This is a genomic window from Pseudomonas sp. LBUM1645, from assembly GCF_059716185.1.
The window spans coordinates 6,045,959-6,066,126 of sequence record NZ_CP166811.1; the positions used below are offsets into that span (position 1 = coordinate 6,045,959).

Here is a 20,168-nt window from a genome sequence, read left to right on the forward strand (position 1 = left end):
TGAAATGTTGATTGAGTACGCGACCAATGACGCCCGTGGTCATAGGTCGACTCCATTCGGCGGCTCTGAATATCATTGCATTTGCAATCACATTAAGGCGTGCAGTATGGTGCAAGGACGACGGAACGCACGGAGTGCTTTGAAATATGATCGGTTTTTCCAGTTTCAGCACAACGCCGGAGACCGGCCTGGCAGCCCAGACCTGCATCGAAAAAATCCAGACGTTTGCGCATCAGGCCAATGAAGGATCCTCTTCACCGCTCTGCACCATGATCGATATCGCCAATCGCCTGGAAAGAGATCCAGGAACGGCCAAGAAAATTTGGGTAGTGCGATCCAACAAGCAACCGGGCGTTGAAGCAGCGCACACACGAATCAGCGCGTGGCCACTGCGGTTCAGCCCACAGGCCTGCGCCAGCGAAAAACCCCTGCTGTATCTAACCAGTTCCGCGACTTCGGCAGAGCTTTGCGCACTGTCGAGCGAGTCCGATCACCGCGGGATTTTCTGCAATGACATTGAAACGGTGTCCTGCGCCTGGCCCAAGGGGGCTCATCCCTGGGTGCCGCTCTGGCTGGCCGCAAATCCGCAATGCCTGCCGTACGATCCAGCCAGCGGCGCAGAGGCGCGCGCCATTGCGATTGCGGCTTTGCAGAATCTGTATGTCGACGGCAGCAACGGGTTTTATTACATGGCACTTCACGATGAGCCCAACGACTTCATTGGACCAATAAGTGGTCTCAGTGCGAGCCAGGCCCTCAAGGGAATGTACAAAGTCAGCGAGATGGACACCGGCACAGAGCAACCCAAAGTTCGCCTGCTGGGCGCCGGGTTGACCTTGCGCGCAGTGATTTCGGCTGCACGGATGTTGCGTGACGATTGGGGCGTGGCCAGCGAGCTCTGGAGTTGTCCCAGCTATACCCGTCTGGCGCGAGATGCCGATAGCGCACAACGCTGGAACAGGGTGCATCCCGGCATGCCCCGGCGCTCCTCGCATTTGCGCGAATGCTTGAATGCCGAGGACTCCCCGGTCATTGCCGTGACCGGCTACGCACAGCATGTAGCCGATCAGATCGGTGCACACGTCACTTCCCGTTTCGTGGCCCTTGGCGCTGACTCAACCGAATCGCTATCGGCCAATCCAATCTCAGGCAAGACGGTGGACAAGCGCTGGATTGTCACCCTGGCTCTGCGCGCCCTGGCCCAGGAAAACAAGATTCCACAGGAGCACGTCGAGCAGGCGATGCGGCGCTATCTTTTGCAATGATGCATTCGCAGCTAACGCGCGCTGTTTCGTGCGGCACTGGCCGCGCGCTCCAGGGCGTCACTGAAGAAGCGTTGTTGCTGATCATCGAATTGCGACAGAAACAATTCGTCAACCGCGCCCTCGTAAACCTGCCACATCTTCTTGCGCAACACTTTGCCGCTCTCGGTGATGGCGGCATAGGATCCACGGCCGTCATCGCTGGCACGACTACGCTCGACCAGGCCCTCGGCTTCCAGGCGGTCGATCAAGCGCGTGAGGTTGTAGCGTTCGATAGCCATTACATCGGCCAATTCATTCATGCGTCGGGTTCCATTAGGGCCGCTTTCCAGCCCCCACAACGCATCGTACCAAGCGTAAGCAGGTAGCCCGGCCGCGGCCAGGCGACGCTCGATTTCCCGTATCAGGCACCGATGAGCCCTGACGAATCTGAACCAGGTATCCGGCTCGCTTGAAGACATGCTTCACCCTTCCAATGAAATCGATTTAGTTGCAATTGTAGCGCGCAGCACGATAAATTCCGCACATAGTTGCATTTGCAACTACAAGAATTCTGAAGAAACGGCGCATACCGCCCCCTTCGCCAGGGCACCGAACGGCTCGGTGTTCCCGCTGCACTATCCAGGAGACGACGATGGCACAACAATCAGTGTTTCTCGACGAGGATCCACAAGAGACTCGCGAATGGCTCGAATCCATTGAATCGGTTTTGAGCGTCGAAGGCCGCCCTCGAGCCCATTACCTGATCGATCAGTTGCTGGATTTCGATGTCAGCCAGCACGGTGATTTTTATGGGCGTGTCACCACTCCCTACGTCAACACCATTGCCGTGGACCGGCAGCAAGCTTATCCCGGCGACTTGGGCGTGGAGCGACGGATCAATGCCTACATCCGCTGGAATGCCCTGGCCATGGTGCTGCGCGCCGGAAAGCATTCGAACGTTGGCGGACATATCGCCTCCTATGCCTCGGCCGCCATCCTCTACGACGTCGGTTTCGATCATTTCTTCCGTGGCCGGACCGAACAGTTCGGGGGCGACATGGTGTATATCCAGGGCCATTCCTCACCAGGCATCTACGGTCGCGCCTACCTCGAGGGTCGACTGAGCGAAGAGCAATTGGATAACTTTCGTCGCGAGACCGATCGCGATGGCGTGTCTTCGTATCCACCCCCCCGGCTGATGCCCGATTTTTGGCAGTTCCCCACCGTATCCATGGGGCTTGGGCCGATTACCGCGGCTTACCAGGCACGTTTCATGCGGTATCTGGAAGATCGCGGCCTGAAGGAACACCAGGGTCGAAAAGTCTGGGCATTCCTGGGCGATGGGGAAATGGACCAACCAGAGTCCCTGGCAGCCATCTCCCTGGCGGGCCGGGAAAAGCTCGACAACATCATCTTCGTCGTTAACTGCAACCTGCAGCGCCTGGACGGCCCGGTGCGCGGCAATAGCAAAGTGATCCAGGAATTCGAAAGCCTTTACCGGGCGGCCGGCTGGAATGTGATCAAAGTGATTTGGGGCGGTGGCTGGGATGCCTTGCTGGAAAAGGACAAAAGCGGCTTGCTACGCCAGCGCATGATGGAGTGCGTCGACGGCGAATATCAAAATTACAAATCCCAGAACGGTGCTTACGTACGCGAGCACTTCTTCGGCAAATACCCTGAGTTGCTGGAATTGGTCAGCGACATGACGGATGAACAGATCTGGAAGCTTTCTCGCGGCGGCCACGATCCGGAAAAAGTCTACAACGCCTATGCTGCGGCCATGCGCCACACCGGCGGACCGACCGTCATCCTGGCCAAGACCGTCAAAGGCTTTGGCATGGGTGAAGCGGGCGAAGGACAGAACATCAATCACCAGCTCAAGAAGATGGGCGACGATGCGATCAAGGCCTTCCGCGATCGTTTCTCGCTGGAAATCACGGACGATCAACTGGGTGATATGCCCTACCTAAAACCTGCTGTGGACAGTACCGAAGCGCGCTACCTGCAAGCCAGGCGCACCGAGTTGGGTGGCTACATTCCAGAGCGAATCAGTGTTGCGCAGCCCTTGCTGATCCCACCGCTATCGACCCTGAACACCCAGCTCAAAGGTACGGGCGAACGCGAAATCTCCACCACCATGGCTTTCGTGCGCATCCTGGGGACGCTGCTCAAGGATCCGAATATCGGCAAAGTGATCGTGCCCATCGTCCCGGACGAATCACGGACCTTCGGCATGGAAAGCCTGTTTCGCCAAATTGGCATCCACTCCCATGTCGGCCAACTCTACACGCCCCAGGACGCGGGCCAACTCAGCTACTACAAAGAGGCCAAGGACGGGCAAATCATGCAGGAGGGGCTGAACGAATCCGGCGCGATCTCCTCCTGGATCGCGGCCAGTACCTCTTACAGCACCCACGGTGTGATGACCGTGCCCTTTTACATCTTCTATTCCATGTTTGGCTTCCAGCGCGTAGGCGACCTCGCCTGGGCCGCCGGTGATGCGCGCGCCAGGGGGTTCCTGCTCGGCGCAACCTCAGGCCGAACCACCTTGATGGGTGAAGGTTTGCAACACGACGACGGCCACAGCCAGGTGCTGTCTTCAACGGTCCCCTGCTGCGTGTCCTACGACCCGACCTACGCCTACGAGTTGGCCGTCATCATCCAGGACGGCATGCGGCGCATGTACGTCGAGAACGAGGACATCTACTACTACATCACCCTGCTCAACGAAAACTACGCCCACCCGGACATGCCCGAAGGAGCCGAACAAGGGATTCTCAAAGGCCTTTACCCGCTTCCGGCCACTACCGTGCAGACCGACGACAAGCATGTGCAACTGATGGGCTGCGGTTCGATCCTGCTGGAAGTTATCGCCGCCGCACAACTGCTGGAGTCGGACTTCGGCGTCAGCAGTGAAGTCTGGAGCGTGACGAGCCTGACCGAACTGCGTCGAGAAGGTCAGGACGTCGAGCGCTGGAACTTGCTGCACCCGCAAGAGACGCCGCGCGTCAGCCATGTGGAAAGCAGCTTGCAGGACAAACAGGGCCCCATCGTGGTCGCGACCGACTACATGAAAATATTCGCCGATCAAATCCGCCCCTTCGTGCCCAAGCGTCGCTTCATCGCACTGGGCACAGATGGGTTCGGTCAATCGGATACGCGCGAATCGTTGCGCAAATTTTTCGAGGTCGATCGCCACTTTATTGCCGTCGCCGCATTGAAGGCTCTGGCGGACGAAGGCACTTTGCCGCGGGAGAAAGTAGCCGAAGCGATTGCTCTTTATGGCATTGATCCGGAGAAACAGAACCCCGCCAAAGTCTGATAACGCATCAAACACCCGACCAAGAAAAAGCCGCGTTCATACGCGGCTTTCTTGTACCCCACGTTACTGTAGGAGCAAAGCTTGCTCGCGATGGCCGTTACGCGATTTGCCTTATGCACCGCGTCATCGTTCATCGCGGGCAAGCCTTGCTCCTACAGGACCGCGTGTTTTCAGGCTTTTTTGGTTCTTGGCAGGAAGATCGCCAGCACACCGAACAACGGCAGGAACGAACACAGCAAGTACACGTATTCGATGCCGTGTATGTCCGCCAAATGCCCGAGCAACGCCGCACCAATCCCGCCAAAGCCAAACATCAATCCGAAGAACACCCCGGCAATCATCCCGACATTGCCCGGCACCAGTTCCTGCGCATACACCACGATCGCCGAGAACGCTGACGCCAGGATGAAGCCGATCACGACGCTGAGGATGCTGGTCCAGAACAGATCAACGTGAGGCAGGATCAGGGTGAACGGCGCGACGCCGAGGATCGAGAACCAGATCACCGCCTTACGCCCGATCTTGTCGCCGATCGGCCCACCGAAGAAGGTCCCCGCCGCTACCGCGCCGAGAAACAGGAACAGGTGCAACTGTGAACTGGCCACCGACAGGTCGAATTTCTCGATCAGGTAGAAGGTGAAATAACTGGTGAAGCTGGCCATGTAGAAATACTTGGAGAACACCAGCAGCCCGAGTACCACCAGCGCACTGATCACGCGGTTCTTCGACAAGCCATGCGTCGCCGCCTGACCTTGCTTGAGCTTGAACAGACTCAGGTGATTGGCGTACCAGCGGCTGATCCGATAGAGCACGAACAGCGCAAACACCGCGAACAATCCGAACCAGGCCACATGGCCCTGACCGAAAGGAATAATGATCGCTGCGGCGAGCAACGGACCGAAAGCCGACCCGGCATTACCGCCGACCTGAAAGGTCGATTGCGCCAGGCCAAAACGCCCGCCAGATGCCAGTCGCGCTACGCGAGAAGCTTCCGGGTGAAAGGTCGAGGAGCCGATTCCGATCAACCCCGCCGCCAGCAAAATCATCGGAAAACTGCCGACCACCGACATCATCAAAATGCCGATCAATGTGCAAACCGTCCCGGCGGGTAGCAGCCAGGGTTTGGGGTGCCGATCAGTGTAGTAACCGACCCACGGCTGCAATAGCGAAGCCGTCAGCTGGAACGTCAAAGTGATCAGGCCAACCTGGGTGAAGGTCAGGCCATAGTTGGCCTTGAGCATCGGATAGATCGACGGCAGCACCGACTGGATCAAGTCGTTGATCAAATGCGCCAGCGCCACGGCGCCGATGATGCGCATGACCAAAGGGCTGCTTTGTGAAGTCGCGGATGCCGGCTGCGCGCCGGTCTGGACATTGCTGATAGCCATAAGAGTTTCCGTACAACAGATGGGTGCACACGGGCAGGTGCGCCAATGTGCCATTTTTCAGTGCAGCAGCGCCATCCCCTTAGCCTGCTAACGACCTCGGTTTTCATCGCTGAAAAGGTGATAGCGCAACGCCATGGTCTGAATCTTGCCTTGGTAATCCGCTTCAACGCGGCCCCTTACAAAGGGGACCGAGAATGGGAAGTTTCGCTACAGAGCCGGCCTACAGAGCTGACAAGGGTGAACTTTCGAGGCCTTTTAAAAGGGCACAAGTCGCGACTGCAACGGTCTCGACGCACGCCAATGGTGCGTGGTGTCCAGAGGAGTTTTGGGGCATGCAGGCTTTTTTATCACCGGGGATCGGGTTGCTGGGGCGTTTTGGCTTCGCACGCAAATTTCAGCTGTTATTCCTGCTGTTTATCCTGCCGCTGACGGGCAGTCTGTGGATGATCGGTCAGGACTATCGCGACAAACTGAACCTGATCTCCGGCGAACGTGCCGGGGTTCGGCAACTGCTCGCCCTCGATGCTCTGGATAATCTGCTAGCCGCTCAGCGTGACCGCGCGGCTCGCTGGCGCGCCACGGAAACCAATCGTCAGCCGACACCCGCGACGATCGCGGCGATGGCTGCTTTCGATACGGTTCAACCAGCCGTCGCCCAAGCCACCTCGGACCTCGGCAACGCACTGCAAACCGAAGGCGCCGAGGGCGAAACCCTGACCCGTTATCAAGCCCTGCAAACCGCCCTCAACGGCCTCGACTCTAAAAGCCTGAGCAGCGTCGGTTGGTGGCCGGACGGTTACGATCGTTTCACCAATGCCTTGAGTGCCCTGCAAGCCTTGCGCGAGCAGATCGCCATGGACAATCGCCTAACGCTGGCGCCGTGGCTGGAAACCTATTTGCTGACGCAGATCTCCACGCAGCACGCGCCAGACCTGATTGAGCGAGTCGGACGTCTCGCCAGCGTCGGCCAGGCGTCAGTGGTGTCCGGGCAGTTCACCCTGCAAAGCCGTCTGCAATTGCGCGACTTGCGCAGCCGCATCGGCGATGCCCGGGAGCAGTTGGTCAAAACCGCAAGCCTGCTGGAAGCGCGGCTGCCCAGCGCGTTGCAAGCCTGGGCCGGGCAATACCATGACAGCCTCAAGCATCTGGACGCCGAGTTGAAAGTCCTTGATGACGGCGTGTTCGGTGGCAGCATCAAGCTCAAGCCGGAAGAGTTCGAACGCAGCCTCGACGCCCTGCTCTCCGACCTCGCTTCGCTGCGCCAGCAATCGTTGGTGTCGCTGGATCAGCGTCTGGACTATTACCACGGTTCTGCCATCCGCCAGTTCATCCTGGTAGCGACCATTTTTGGCTGCCTGCTGCTCGCCGCGCTGTACCTGTTCATCTGCTTGCAGGCCTCGATCCGTCGCAGCGCCAGCGGCATTACCCTTCTGGCCGAAGCCTTGCGCGACGGCAATCTGAGCCTCCAAGTACCGGTAGAAGGCCGCGACGAACTGGCCGCTATCAGCACTGCCCTCAACGTCGCGGTGGTGCAACTGCGCAACAGCCTGCTGGGGGTCGATCATGAAACCTTGCAACTGAGCAACGCGGTGCGCACCCTCAACCATCACTCCAGCGGTGCCCTTGGGGAAGTCGAAGCCCAGCAGTTGCAGATCAGCCAGATCGCGGCGGCAGCCACGCAATTGGCCGCGACCTCTCAAGGGGTCGCTCAGAGTTGCGAGCAGGCCTCCGGCAGCGCTCAGCACACCCAGCGCATCGCCGCCGACAGCAGCCGTGACAGCCAGCGCACGACGGCGAGCATTCAGCAGCTCAATCAGCGCTTGAACGACACCGCCGCAGCACTGGGCCGGGTCAGTGAGCAAGGGCAGCAGATTCAGTTGGTGGTGGACACCATTCGCGGGGTTGCCGAGCAGACGAATCTATTGGCACTTAATGCCGCCATCGAGGCCGCTCGTGCGGGTGAGCAAGGTCGTGGCTTTGCGGTGGTGGCCGATGAAGTGCGCAGCCTGTCGCAACGCACTCAGTCCTCCACCGCGCAGATTGCCGGCACTGTCGACAGCCTGCGCAGCACCGTAAACGAAGCGGTGAGCCTGATGGAAGCCGCTTGCGGCCAGGCTCAGTCCGACGCCCAGGCCGTCACTGGCCTCGGCGAACGCCTGGGGGAAATTGCCAGTGCCGTGCAGAGCGTCACCGACACGCTGGCGCAGATCGCCACAGCGGTCGACGAGCAAGCAACCACCGCCGACGAGGTCAGCGGCAACATCCAGCAAGTCGATCAGGCGGCGGTACGCTTGCTCGAAGGCGCGCGGGCGGTGAACCTGGCAGCGGACACCTTGAGCCAGGGCAGCAAGGCGTTGAGTGCCAATACCGGGAGATTTCAGCTCAGTTGACGCCCTCCCCTGACCCGTTTTTTCGGGTCAGGCGGATAAGCGGTTGAAAGCGTAGAGAAATATTTTAGATTTACGCTTGACACATCTCTGTTACGAGCCAATAATGCGCGCCACTTGGCTACATAGCTCAGTTGGTTAGAGCATAGCATTCATAATGCTGGGGTCCGGGGTTCAAGTCCCTGTGTAGCCACCAAGTACTAAAAACGGCTTACCGAAAGGTAGGCCGTTTTTTTATGCCTCGATAAAAGTGCTCCCGGCCCACAGGGCGGTTAATGCCCACTCTTTGCGGTTCTCTCCTACAGTTAATGCCAAAGCTTGAACGCAGAGAGACCACCCTATGCATTGGGACCTGGACGAGATCATTCTGTTTTTCATCGTGGTCGCCATCTTCTGCGTGGTGCTGGAACTCGCTTTTCGTCTTGGCCGTCATCACCGAACCCACAGCAACGATTCGACCCGATCCCACCTCACCGTTTTGCAAACCGCCCTCCTCGGTCTACTCGCGTTGTTGCTGGGTTTCAACTTCGCCATGGCCACCTCACGTTTTGAAGCGCGCAAAACACTGATTCAAGATGAAGTCACGGTGATCGGCTCGACCTATCTGCGAACGAAGTTGTTGCCGTCTGATCTGCGCGGGAAGATGTCGGCGCTGCTTAAGGATTATGTCTCGGCGCGAATTGAATTCATGCGCGCCGGCACGGACGAGAAACTGCTGAAGGCGGCCGGCGAATCGTCCCGGACGATCGAGGACCAGTTATGGAATCTGGCTGCCGCCGCCGAGTTCCAGAGCGAAGCGACAGCTGCCATGAACCTGGTGATCCAGTCATTGACCGACGTCTACAACGTCAATGAAAAGCGTCGCGCCGCCCTGGACAATCATGTCCCGGCAACCGTCATCAATCTGCTGTTCATAGTGGCCATCGGCGCGTTGGGTTTCATCGCTTACAGCTATGGCCTGAGCCACCGTCGACGGCACGCTTCGACGCCCATCTTCGCGATCCTGATTGCCATGGTCTTCACCCTCATCCTCGACCTGGATCAGCCCCGCAGCGGCTTCATCCGCGTCGGCGAAGAAAGCATGCTGCGGTTACAGGAAGATTTGAACCGCATGAGTTCGGGAAACGAGAGGCCACGCCCCCGTAAATCACGTCAGGAGCGAATTGCCGGCAATGCTGACAACGCCCGCTCCCAAATCTGCCAGGTGCGCAGCCAGACCATCGCCTGCCAGTCGCTATCGGCGGGATAGAACTGCTCAACCAGATTCAGTTTGATCCCGCGTCCCACTGCATCACTCGGATTGCCATGCAGATGCAGCCAGTGATCATCGCGCAGATGACGATGAACCTCCGCGCCGGGATACGTCCCGCACTCGATCACAAACGGCATCAACCGCACGTTCGGCAACGCATTGATCAACGCCTGCGAGGTGTAACCGGTGGCGGTGGCTGCAACGCCGGTTTCGCTCAGAGTGTCGGCGCCCGTGTGCAAGGTATAGAGCCAGGGACCAAAGATGGCCTGCGCATCCGCAAGCGCTGGATACGGCGCCTCGGTAATGGTCAGCAACATCGGATGCCCGTACTCCCCGGCGCCGGTGTGCAAGTCGAAACACATCGCCACTTCGGCATGGGAAACATGCTTTTGAATGATCTGATGCAACGTGCGGTTCGACCAGCTCGGTGCCAGGCCGCCGTAAAACAAACCATCGGGATTACGATGCTGGCCGCCCTCGACAATCGACATGACCGCTGGCCAACCGTGTTCGCGTATCTGTTCGTCGAGCAAGGCATCGGCGCGATCACGCTCCGGGCCCTGCAACTGTGTGCAGGCATAGATTTCATGCAGCGCTGCGTAGGCCTGATTATCTGGCAATGCGTGATCGAAGTTCAGGTGATTGCGGTTCAGGTCGATGTTGTCTTCGTTGACCCGACGCAGCCACGCAGTGCCCCACGGATTGATCAGGTGGATCATCACCACCGCGACATCGGCCGGCAGCGAACGCTTGCCCAACTCCTGCAACCACTTGATCTGACATCCCGAACCATAGAAGCCTTCGACACCATGAGTGCCACTCAGCGCAATCAGCAAACGCTTCGCGTGCGGATCACCCAACACGGCCACATCGGTACTCAACGACTCACCGAACGGCCCTTTGAGCGGGTGCGGGTACTCGGTCAGCGTCGCACCGGCCGCGGTCGCGACGGCCAGGAATTGATCACGCTGGGTGCGGTAACTTGGCTGGGTGGGGAACTCGGTCTGCATGTCTGCCTCTTGTTGATCTTCTGGCCAGTCTGTTGCCCTCGACCCTACAGAAAATCCGTGGAGTCATGAAGGGCAAAAGCAACTTTGCTGTAGGCCTTGGTTTGCGTCACTCCCTTTCGGCCGATAAAGTCCCCTGATCTTTCCCACGGACGGAGTGCCCCCACGTGTTCTCAGCCTTTCACTTGAGCCGCTATCGCCTGTCAGCCCTTTCGCTGATCGCCGCTGCTTTAACCCTCGCAGCCTGTAGCGCCCCGACCACTTCGACGTTGCCTGTTGCGCCGGAAGTCGCGTCGGGATATCGCGCCGACTTGCAAACCCAACACGCCTCAAAACACATGGCGGCCGCGGCCAATCCGCTGGCGGCCGAGGCCGGGCGGGAGATGTTGCGCCAGGGCGGTTCGGCCATCGATGCCGCGATTGCGATGCAAGCCGTGCTGACCCTGGTCGAGCCGCAATCCTCGGGTATTGGCGGTGGTGCGTTGATCGTGCTCTGGGATGGCAAGGCTGTGCGCACTTATGACGGTCGCGAGACCGCTCCGGCCGGCGCCACCGAGAAGCTTTTCCTGCAAGCCGACGGCAAACCGATGCCGTTCACCCAGGCGCAGATTGGCGGTCGTTCGGTGGGGACACCGGGCGTGTTACGAGCGCTTGAATTGGCCCATCAGAAACACGGTCGTCTGCCATGGGCGCAGCTATTCGAACCGGCGATCAAACTCGCGGAGCACGGCTTCGCCATCTCGCCACGCCTTCACCAGTTGATCGCCTCGGATTCGTCCATGCGAAGTTCTCCAGACATGGTGGCCTACTTCCTGAATGACGACGGCAGCCCGAAAGCCGCAGGCACGCAATTGAAAAACCCGGCACTGGCCGCGGTGTTCAAACGCATCGCCAAAGAAGGACCGGATGCGTTGTACAAAGGCCCCGTCGCACAGGAGATCGTCGCCAAGGTTCAGGGCCACGCCAACCCCGGCAGCCTCTCGCTGAACGACCTCAAAGGCTACAGCGCCAAGGAACGCGCGCCGCTGTGCACCGACTACAAACGCTGGCAGGTCTGCGGCATGCCGCCACCGTCGTCAGGCGGGATCGCCGTGGCGCAGATCCTCGGCACCTTGCAGGCTCTGGAAACCCGGGACTCGCGTTTTGCCCTGGCACCGCTCAAACCGATCAAGACAAACAAACCTGCGGGCATCGAACCAGCGCCTGAAGCCGTGCACCTGATCTCCGAGGCCGAGCGTCTGGCCTACGCCGACCGTGCGCTCTACGTGGCCGACGCAGACTTCGTGCCCGTCCCCGTCAAAGGTCTGGTGGACCCTGCATATCTGGCCGACCGTGCGGCCCTGATCGGCGATCACAGCATGGGCACAGCAAAACCCGGCACCCCGCCGGGCATTCAGGTCGCCTACGCACCGGACCGTTCGCCGCTGCGCATCTCCACCTCGCAAGTGGTAGCAGTGGATGACGAAGGCGGCGCCGTATCCATGACCACCACCGTGGAATCCGCATTTGGCTCACACCTGATGGTTCAGGGTTTCCTGCTTAACAATCAGATGACCGACTTCTCGTTCATCCCCGAAGAGAATGGCCAGAAGGTTGCCAACCGCGTCGAACCCGGCAAACGCCCACGCTCGTCCATGGCACCGACCCTGATTTTCGACCGCCAGAGCGGCGAATTCCTCGCCACCATCGGCTCCCCCGGCGGCTCGCAGATCATCGAATACGTTGCCAAATCCACCATCGGCCTGCTCGACTGGAAGCTCGACCCACAAACCGCCATCAGCCTGCCCAACTTCGGCAGCCGCAACGGCCCGACGGAGCTGGAACAAGGGCAGTTCAGCCCGGTGCTGATTCAGGCGCTGAAGGACAAAGGACACAGCGTGAACGAGATCGACATGACCAGTGGGACTCAGGCGATAGTCCGGGTCAAGGATGCGCAGGGGAAAACGTCGCTTGCGGGTGGGGCCGATCCGCGGCGTGAGGGGGCTGCGTTGGGGGATTGAGTCTTACGCGGGAATGAGCAAGGGCTTACCGGGAGGTAGGCCCTTTTTTATAGTAAACAAATACTGATCGGCCATCTCGCGCAGCCTTTTCCTACCCGCAAAGGACTGCTTCTTGGATAGAGTTGAAGATCAGTTTTTTCCAATTCCGCGTCAGCCCCAGTTGATCAAATCAGCTGCCGGCAGTGCTTGATTATAGAAGTCGAACTTGCCCCTCCGCACATCGGATGCGCCTCCACAGACTTGCATCAGTCCCACCACGGGACTAGGATCACTCCATGAGAATCATCGCTATCAGTCAGCTGAAAAGGTTTTGGGAGAAAAACCCGGATTCGGAGCAATCCTTTCTGGCCTGGATTGATGAGGCCCAAAATGCTGAGTGGAAAGCGCCAATGGACATAAAGGCGCATTTTGCTACCGCCAGTATTCTCAAAAGCCGCAGAGTCGTGTTCAACATCAAGGGCAATGACTTTCGGTTGGTAGTCGCTGTGGCCTATCGCTTCGGCGCCGTCTACATAAAATTTGTCGGCACTCACAAACAGTACGACGCAATCGACGCTGATACCGTCGAGATGGAGTAACCCATGAACATTCGCCCCATTCACACCGACGAGGACTATCGTGCAGCCCTCAAGAACGTGTCAGCGCTGTTCGACAACGAACCAGAGCCTGGCACCCCTGAGGGTGATTACTTCGACATTATGATCACGCTGATCGAAGCCTATGAATCGAAGCAGTTTCCGGTGGATCTGCCCAATCCGATCGATGCAATCAAGTTTCGTATGGAGCAGTCCGGACTGTCTGCTGCTGACCTTGCACCCGCCATTGGTCGCACAAACCGGGTGTATGAAGTGCTCAATGGCAAACGTGCGTTGACGCTTCCGATGATCTGGAAACTTCACGATTTGTTCGGGATACCCGCGCAAAGCCTGATCAAGCCGATAAAGCAGGCTTGATCAGGTGTCAGTCGACTCCTGAAATCAGGCCGGCACACCCAAAATGATATGCGACGCCTTGATCACCGCCGTCGCACTCACGCCCGGCGCCAGGCCCAGTTCTGCCACAGCCTGGCGTGTCACGATCGAATAGACTTCGGTGCCGCCGTCGAGCTGGATGACCACTTCGGAGTTCACGGCGCCTTCGATGACACTGGTGACTTTGCCTTCCAGGCAGTTGCGCGCCGACAGGCGAATGTCGCTGGATTCGGTCATCAACATGACCCACGGCGCCTTCACCAGCGCGATCGCTTCCTTGCCGACCGCCAGGCCGAGGTTCTTCACGCTTTCCATGGTCACCACGGCCACCAGTTCATTGCCGCCCGACAGTTTCAGTGAGACTTCGGCGTTTACCGCGCCGGGCTGCAATTGACTGATGGTGCCTTTGAAGACGTTACGTGCGCTGACTTTCATGACGTACGTGTCTCCTCGAATAGTTATTGTTGTATTGAGCCTAGCGAGAGATCTTCAGCGCCTGCCGCGCCTGATGTTTCTCCAGCGCCAGATCGATCAAACGGCTGACCAGCTCGCTGTACGTCATACCGGTGGCCTGCCATAACTTGGGGTACATGCTGATGCGGGTGAAGCCGGGCAACGAGTTGATCTCATTGATCAGCACTTCGCCACTCTCGGTCAGGAACACATCGACCCGCGCCAGCCCGGAACAGCCCAACACCTGAAACGCCTCGACGGCCAGGGCGCGGATGCGTTCACTGGCCTCGATGCTGATGTTTGCCGGGACCACCACTTCAGCCGCTTGAGCATCGATGTATTTGCTGTCGTAGGAATAAAACCCGCTGCGCACCACGATTTCGCCACAACCGCTGGCGATGGCGTCTTCATTGCCGAGCACAGCGCATTCAATCTCGCGGCCGCTGACGGCGGACTCGACCAAGACTTTCTCATCGAAACCCAGGGCCAGCTCCACTGCTGCCGCGTACTCGGCTTCGTCATTCACCTTGCTGACGCCCACGGAAGATCCCTGGTTAGCCGGTTTGACGAACAATGGCAGGCCGAGTTTGCCTTGCACCTCGTCGAACCCGGTGCGCGCCGCGGTGGCGCGGGTCAGGGTGACGAACGGCGTGACCGCCAACCCGGCGTCACGCAGCAGGCGTTTGCTGATGTCCTTGTCCATGCAGACGGCCGAACCGAGCACGTCAGAACCGACAAACGGCAGATCGGCCATGCGCAGCAAACCTTGCAGGCAACCGTCTTCGCCCAAGGTGCCGTGGACGATCGGGAAGATCACATCGACGTGACCCAGCAGTTCTTGACCGGAGGTTTCCACCAATTGTTGACTGACCTTGCCCGGCACAACGGCCAGCTCTCGGTTGGACTGGTTAAGGGCAATCAGGGCCGGGTTTTCCTGGTTGAGCAGGAAGTTCGAAGGGTCGTTCAGATGCCAGTGGCCTTGTTTATCGATGCCGATCAGCACCGGTTCAAAGCGCGAACGATCCAGCGCATCGACGATGTTTTTCGCCGATTGCAACGACACTTCGTGTTCAGCCGAACGGCCGCCAAAAATAATGCCTACCCGCAGTTTGCTCATTCAGAACTCCTCAACGATTGGCCACCAGATGCGCGCCGAACAGCAGATAGCAACTGCCGGCGAAGCGATCCAGCCATTTACGCGAACGATCATAGGCACCCGCGACCCGACGGCTGGCGAACAGCAGCGCCACGCTGCAATACCAACTGAATGACAACGTCGCCATAGTCAGCACGGCCAGCGCCAGCAACATCGGTGGCGGCGAGGCCGGCATGGCCGTGGCGAAAATCGTTGCGACAAATAGCGCGGCCTTGGGATTGGTCATGTTGCCCACAAAGCCCCGGCCATAAGCCGATAGCAGCGTGCGGCCGGCCACATTCAGCGAGCCGCTATCGCCCGGCACACTCGGTGGTTTGCGCTTGAACTGCTTCAATCCCAGATAGATCAGGTAACAACCGCCGGCAATCTTGAAACTCAGGTAGAGCGTCGGTGCAGCGCTGAACAGCGACTTGATGCCCAGGCCACCCGCCAACCCCCAAAGCACAGTGCCCGTGGCCACGCCGAGTGCGGCGACGACCCCGTGACGCCGGGAGCAACTGGCAGCCAGTTGCGCGGTGTTGAAGAAGTTCGGCCCCGGCGTCACCACCGCAACCGTCCACAACAGCGCCAACGACAACAACGGTGCGGCATAGCTCAGGTGGGATATTTCCATGATGTGGGATCGCCTTCGTGGCTTAGAAAATATTCAACACCTTGCAACATTAGTCCGGGATTTTCTACCGGCCGGATGATTCGATCGGCGGCAGACAGGCGGCTGCTCAGTGGGGTAACGTGTTCAGCATCGAGCTCAAGGCAACACCACCATGGCCAAGCACACGCCCCCCATCGACTGGTTCCACCGCGCGCCCGACGTCGGCGGGCTTCAGCGTTTCGAGGCGTTTTTTGCAGGCCACGGCTACGACCTTCACCGCCACGACACCTACGCCATCGGCCATACCCTGGCCGGTGTGCAGAGTTTTCAGTACCGCGGTGGCTGGCGCCACAGTCTGCCGGGTGGGACCATGGTGCTGCACCCGGACGAAGTTCATGATGGCGAAGCCGGCACCGAGACCGGGTTCCAGTACCGAATGATGTACATCGAACCGGCGCTGATCCAGCAGATGCTCGGCGGCCAGCCGTTGCCGTTTATCAAGACCGGCCTGTCAGCCGATCCACGTTTGTTCGCCGCCACCGCCGTGCTGCTGCGAAGCCTCGATTGCCCCCTCGAGCCTCTGGAAGAGCAGGATGCGCTGTTCGATCTGGCGCAAGCCTTGAACAGCGTTTCCGGCGTGTCTGCCACCCGCCAGAGCTTCGACTACGTGGCCGCCGAACGCGCGCGGGAATTCATCCACAGCGCGCTGGATCGCACCGTGACGCTGGAAGAACTGGCGCAACACAGCGGTCGCGATCGCTGGAGTCTGTCGCGGGATTTTCGCCTGTTGTTCGGCACCAGCCCTTATCGATACCTGACCATGCGCCGCCTCGACCTCGTCCGCTCGCTGCTGATTCAGGGCCAGTCACTGGTCAGCGCTGCGCTGATCGCCGGCTTCACCGATCAGAGCCACATGACCCGGCAGTTCAGCAAAACCTACGGCCTGTCGCCAGCCCGCTGGATGAAAATGCACCGCCGCTGAGCCACGCACAATCGTTCAAGAAGCACCCCGATGTGCCGGCTACCGTGGATGCACGATCAACCACGAGAGCTGCTTCATGAAAGCTTACGAAAGCCTGAATTTCGCTGAAAAAATCTCCCGAATCGGTCCGTACTGGACGCCTCGGGTCATCGCCGAAATGAACGACTACCAGTTCAAGGTGGTGAAGCTGCTGGGGGATTTCATCTGGCACGATCACCCTGATACCGACGAAACGTTCATCGTCCTCGAAGGGCAACTGCGCATCGACTTTCGCGATGGCCACGTGCTGGTGAACGCCGGCGAAATGTATGTGGTGTCAAAAGGTGTCGAGCACAAACCGTTCGCCGAGCAGGAGGTGAAACTCCTGCTGATCGAACCCAAGGGTGTGTTGAACACGGGTAACGAAGGTGGCGAGCGCACGGCGCAGAATGACGTCTGGGTGTGAAACGCTGGCTGCTTACGGCTGCAAGGTTTTGCCGTCCACTGGATCGCCGATTTTCAGGAAATGTCCGCCCGCCACATGGTGCAAGGTGCGCAACGCGTCTTGCCCTTCGAAGTGCCAGCGCCCGTCACTGAACACGCGCTCGTCTGCCTGAGCGGCAATCACTTCGGCCAGGAACAGATCGTACTGCTGGTGATTGCCGGGTTCCGGCAGCAGTCGGCATTCCAGCCAGGCGACACAGCCTTCGAGCATCGGCGCATCGATCAATTCAGCGCTAAAGGTCGGCAAGCCATAGACCTGGAACTTGTCCCGGCCTTGGTCCCGGGTCAATTCCAGGCCGGACGTCGAACCCACGGTCTGGACGATATCGGCCTGGGCGGCGCAGGGAACATTCAGCACAAACGTGCCCGAAGCCTCCAGCAATTGCCGTGTCCAGGTGGACTTGTCCAGCACCACGGCAATTTTCGGCGGCTCGAAATCCAGCGGCATGGCCCAGGCCGCCGCCATGATGTTGCGCTGGCCATCATAAGCCGCGCTGACCAGCACGGTCGGGCCGTGATTGAGCAGACGATAAGCCTTGGCCAAGGGAACCGGACGGCGGTGAGAAACGCTCATGATGGCTGCTCCTGGGGAAAACGCCGATTGTAGCGATTTACGCCGCGATGGCAGTCATCAAGTCGCCAACTGATTGGCAAACTGGCCGACCGCGTTCACCACTTTCTGTGCGCCGTCCTGAATCTCGACAATCACCGTACCCGCCTCTGCCGCCAGCGCCAGCCCCTGTTCAGCCTGGAGTTTGCCCTCGGTCATCAGCGCCACGGCGTTGCGCGCCATGTCCTGGTTCTGCCGCACCACGCCGACAATCTCATCGGTTGCCTGGCTGGTGCGCGAAGCCAATTGCCGGACCTCATCCGCCACCACCGCGAAACCACGCCCCTGTTCCCCAGCCCGAGCCGCTTCGATGGCCGCGTTGAGCGCCAGCAGGTTGGTCTGTTCGGCAATCCCGCTGATGGTTTTGACGATGGTGCCGATCACCAGCGACTGCTCGTTCAGCGCTTCGATGCCTTCGCCGGCGGTTTGCATGTGTTTGGCAAGGTCACGCATCACGTTGACCGCCTGAGTCACCACGGAGTTACCGCGCTGCGCGCTGCTGTCGGTTTGCTGCGAGGTGCTGTAAGCAATGTTGGCCGCTTCGGCGACGGCCTGCTCCTGATTGACTTGATCAGTAATCACCGTGGCGAACTTCACCACTTTGTAGAGCTTGTTGTTGGCATCGGTCACTGGGTTGTAGGAAGCCTCCAGCCAGACCACGCGACCATGGCTGTCAATGCGTTTGAAACGGCCAGCGACGAACTCGCCTGCATTCAGGCGGCGCCAGAAGTCATGGTACTCGGCGCTGTTGTATTCCTCGGATTCGCAGAAGGTGCGGTGATGTTTGCCCTTGATCTGCGCCAGGCTGTAACCCATGCCACTGAGGAACCGGTCGTTGGCTGCCAGCACGTTGCCATTGAGGTCGAACTCGATCACTGCCGTGGAACGCACGAGCGCGCCGATCAGGTTCTCATGTTCACGAGACGCTTCGATGGTGCGGGTCAGGTCGCTGGAATAAATCGAGAAGTTCTTGATCTGGCCGCCTGCGGACCGGACCGGCTGCACGATCGAGCGCAGCCAGGCTTCCTGACCATTGCCGCGCAACAAACGCACCGTGCCGGCAAAGTGCTCACCGCGGGTCAGCGCGAACTTGAAACGCTGGTGGAATTCGTCCGACTTCACATGGGCCGGGACGATGTCTTCGATGTGTCGCCCTATCAGGTCGCTGCTTTTGTAGAGCATCTCGCCGATGAAGTTCTGGTTGACCGATTGAATCCGCCCATCGGCATCGAGGGTCAGGACCAGCATCTCGCTTTCCAGACTTTCCTTCACTTGCTGAAGGCTGGAGAGTTCTTCGCGAAGAGCCGACAGCTCCTGCTTCAAGCGTTTGTTGAACATGGGGATACACCGATGGACAGGGATAGAAAGCGGTATGCAGCCTAACCATCGGCCTTGGGGATATTTTCTGAAGAGTGTTTCAGGGTTGTCCTACAAAAATAGTTAGGCATCTTGATGCGCGTCGTGTCGCCAGAAGCCGAATGGTTGTCGAAACATCGTTTCTTCCCAACATTTCCGGAAATTAAACACCGCTCGACAGCACTTGTTGAAAACGGCTCAAGGTTACTTCCTGCAAGCTACAACACCTTGCGTCGTTGCCTACGGCTACGCCAGAATCTGCCGGCTTGTGCGCCTTAGCCTTGGCCTCTATCGTTTCCCTGCCACTGCCCATCAGTGGTCGGGTTTAGTCGCCCGTCGTTGCTAAGTCGCATAGTTCCAATCAGTCAGGTATCCCATCCTGTACTTATGGTGGCTGTGCGCAGGGCACTCTTGGGTGCGCCGATTTCTTAGCTCGTCGGTCGACTAACCTGTGCACAGCTGCCTCCCATTCGTTTAGTCGCGAACTGGTTGCAGCCTCACTCAAGAGAGAGCTAAGACATGTTCAAGGTAACTCCAAATCCGCCGGACACCGATCCGGTCTCCCCCTACGAAAGCCCCGACTCAAACAAACTCAACGAAGCCGCCGAGCGCGCCCTCGACCATCACTTCCCGCCAGCCGACCCCAAACCACCAAAACGCAACGGTCAGCTCTTCAGCGTCTGCCCGGGTATCAACCCTGAAACCCTTCTCGCCAATGCCTCGGAAGATTTGCTGTCCATCAGCGCTATTGCCGCCAACCTCGCCGACGATGTGGACGGCTCCCGCCGCTCCGTAGCCTTGGCGCTCAGCCGCATGGCTGACGGCGTGCATTTGTTGGTGGAGCGAATGCTGGATCATCTGGATGAACCCGAGATAGCGGCGATTTTCGCCAAGCAACAAAGCCGCGTCATCTAATCCGCCACCCCCATAAAAAAATGGGCACCCAACCTGGTTGGCGTGCCCAT

General features: G+C 59.0%; 18 protein-coding genes, 1 tRNA gene and 1 pseudogene. 11 read left to right on the forward strand and 9 right to left on the reverse strand.

The window, feature by feature from the left end:
- Window positions 1-146: 146 nt before the first annotated feature.
- Window positions 147-1,265: a transketolase-like TK C-terminal-containing protein gene (locus ACA079_RS27460; protein WP_497701606.1), complete on the forward strand. Its 1,119-nt coding sequence runs from the start codon at window positions 147-149 to the stop codon at window positions 1,263-1,265.
- 11 nt (window positions 1,266-1,276) lie between these two features.
- Here ACA079_RS27460 and ACA079_RS27465 read toward each other — a convergent pair whose 3' ends face one another.
- Window positions 1,277-1,723: a MarR family winged helix-turn-helix transcriptional regulator gene (locus tag ACA079_RS27465; RefSeq protein ID WP_497701607.1), complete on the reverse strand. Its 447-nt coding sequence runs from the start codon at window positions 1,721-1,723 to the stop codon at window positions 1,277-1,279.
- Between the two features lie 173 nt (window positions 1,724-1,896).
- Here ACA079_RS27465 and aceE point away from each other — a divergent pair, with 173 nt between their 5' ends.
- Window positions 1,897-4,566: a pyruvate dehydrogenase (acetyl-transferring), homodimeric type gene (gene aceE / locus ACA079_RS27470; protein ID WP_497701608.1), complete on the forward strand. Its 2,670-nt coding sequence runs from the start codon at window positions 1,897-1,899 to the stop codon at window positions 4,564-4,566.
- 170 nt (window positions 4,567-4,736) lie between these two features.
- On the opposite strand, the gene ACA079_RS27475 is transcribed toward aceE, so the two are convergent.
- A complete protein-coding gene (locus ACA079_RS27475) occupies window positions 4,737-5,954 on the reverse strand; it encodes an MFS transporter (RefSeq protein ID WP_123365631.1) in 1,218 nt (405 codons plus the stop codon).
- A gap of 332 nt (window positions 5,955-6,286) precedes the next feature.
- On the opposite strand from ACA079_RS27475, the gene ACA079_RS27480 reads away from it, so the two are divergent.
- The 3 genes from ACA079_RS27480 (at window position 6,287) to ACA079_RS27490 (ending at window position 9,590) form a co-directional block, all read left to right on the forward strand.
- Window positions 6,287-8,344, forward strand: coding sequence for a methyl-accepting chemotaxis protein (locus tag ACA079_RS27480; protein WP_497701609.1), 2,058 nt, complete (start codon window positions 6,287-6,289; stop codon window positions 8,342-8,344).
- 116 nt (window positions 8,345-8,460) lie between these two features.
- Window positions 8,461-8,537 (forward strand) — tRNA-Met (locus ACA079_RS27485).
- A gap of 144 nt (window positions 8,538-8,681) precedes the next feature.
- Complete coding sequence (locus ACA079_RS27490) at window positions 8,682-9,590, forward strand: bestrophin-like domain (protein ID WP_497701610.1); 909 nt, start codon at window positions 8,682-8,684, stop codon at window positions 9,588-9,590.
- Here the strand turns inward: ACA079_RS27490 and ACA079_RS27495 are convergent.
- Complete coding sequence (locus ACA079_RS27495) at window positions 9,494-10,603, reverse strand: DUF2817 domain-containing protein (RefSeq protein WP_497701611.1); 1,110 nt, start codon at window positions 10,601-10,603, stop codon at window positions 9,494-9,496. The genes ACA079_RS27490 and ACA079_RS27495 overlap by 97 nt on opposite strands.
- A gap of 164 nt (window positions 10,604-10,767) precedes the next feature.
- Here ACA079_RS27495 and ggt point away from each other — a divergent pair, with 164 nt between their 5' ends.
- The 3 genes from ggt to ACA079_RS27510 all read left to right on the forward strand — a co-directional run bounded on the left by ggt (window position 10,768) and on the right by ACA079_RS27510 (window position 13,553).
- Complete coding sequence (gene ggt, locus ACA079_RS27500; protein WP_497701612.1) at window positions 10,768-12,600, forward strand: gamma-glutamyltransferase; 1,833 nt, start codon at window positions 10,768-10,770, stop codon at window positions 12,598-12,600.
- Window positions 12,601-12,875: 275 nt separating this feature from the next.
- On the forward strand, window positions 12,876-13,178 hold the full coding sequence (locus ACA079_RS27505; protein WP_497701613.1) for a type II toxin-antitoxin system HigB family toxin: 303 nt from the start codon (window positions 12,876-12,878) through the stop codon (window positions 13,176-13,178).
- A gap of 3 nt (window positions 13,179-13,181) precedes the next feature.
- The gene (locus ACA079_RS27510; RefSeq protein ID WP_033061235.1) at window positions 13,182-13,553 is read left to right on the forward strand and encodes a helix-turn-helix domain-containing protein; all 372 of its coding nucleotides are present in this window, start codon (window positions 13,182-13,184) and stop codon (window positions 13,551-13,553) included.
- 24 nt (window positions 13,554-13,577) lie between these two features.
- Here the strand turns inward: ACA079_RS27510 and ACA079_RS27515 are convergent, their stop codons facing one another.
- From ACA079_RS27515 to ACA079_RS27525, 3 genes are read right to left on the reverse strand one after another with little or no spacing between them, the layout of a single operon-like run.
- A complete protein-coding gene (locus ACA079_RS27515) occupies window positions 13,578-14,006 on the reverse strand; it encodes a TOBE domain-containing protein (protein ID WP_497701614.1) in 429 nt (142 codons plus the stop codon).
- A 40-nt stretch (window positions 14,007-14,046) separates the two neighbouring features.
- A complete protein-coding gene (gene ddlA, locus ACA079_RS27520; RefSeq protein WP_497701615.1) occupies window positions 14,047-15,141 on the reverse strand; it encodes a D-alanine--D-alanine ligase in 1,095 nt (364 codons plus the stop codon).
- A 10-nt stretch (window positions 15,142-15,151) separates the two neighbouring features.
- Complete coding sequence (locus ACA079_RS27525) at window positions 15,152-15,793, reverse strand: LysE family translocator (RefSeq protein WP_497701616.1); 642 nt, start codon at window positions 15,791-15,793, stop codon at window positions 15,152-15,154.
- A gap of 151 nt (window positions 15,794-15,944) precedes the next feature.
- Between ACA079_RS27525 and ACA079_RS27530 the strand changes: the two genes are divergently transcribed.
- Window positions 15,945-16,754 (forward strand): AraC family transcriptional regulator, encoded by an 810-nt coding sequence (locus tag ACA079_RS27530; protein ID WP_134423152.1) that lies wholly within the window; start codon window positions 15,945-15,947, stop codon window positions 16,752-16,754.
- Window positions 16,755-16,830: 76 nt separating this feature from the next.
- Window positions 16,831-17,199, forward strand: coding sequence for a cupin domain-containing protein (locus tag ACA079_RS27535; RefSeq protein ID WP_462002700.1), 369 nt, complete (start codon window positions 16,831-16,833; stop codon window positions 17,197-17,199).
- Between the two features lie 12 nt (window positions 17,200-17,211).
- Here the strand turns inward: ACA079_RS27535 and ACA079_RS27540 are convergent, their stop codons facing one another.
- The 3 genes and pseudogenes from ACA079_RS27540 to ACA079_RS27550 form a co-directional block, all read right to left on the reverse strand.
- Window positions 17,212-17,811: a flavin reductase family protein gene (locus tag ACA079_RS27540; RefSeq protein WP_497701617.1), complete on the reverse strand. Its 600-nt coding sequence runs from the start codon at window positions 17,809-17,811 to the stop codon at window positions 17,212-17,214.
- A gap of 57 nt (window positions 17,812-17,868) precedes the next feature.
- On the reverse strand, window positions 17,869-18,477 hold the full coding sequence (locus ACA079_RS27545) for a methyl-accepting chemotaxis protein (RefSeq protein ID WP_497704388.1): 609 nt from the start codon (window positions 18,475-18,477) through the stop codon (window positions 17,869-17,871).
- Window positions 18,457-19,185 (reverse strand): annotated as a pseudogene (locus tag ACA079_RS27550) (PAS domain-containing protein); the annotation flags it as partial. The gene ACA079_RS27545 and the pseudogene ACA079_RS27550, both read right to left, overlap by 21 nt.
- A 537-nt stretch (window positions 19,186-19,722) precedes the next feature.
- Here ACA079_RS27550 and ACA079_RS27555 point away from each other — a divergent pair.
- Complete coding sequence (locus ACA079_RS27555) at window positions 19,723-20,118, forward strand: DUF6124 family protein (RefSeq protein ID WP_134423160.1); 396 nt, start codon at window positions 19,723-19,725, stop codon at window positions 20,116-20,118.
- Window positions 20,119-20,168: the final 50 nt, after the last annotated feature.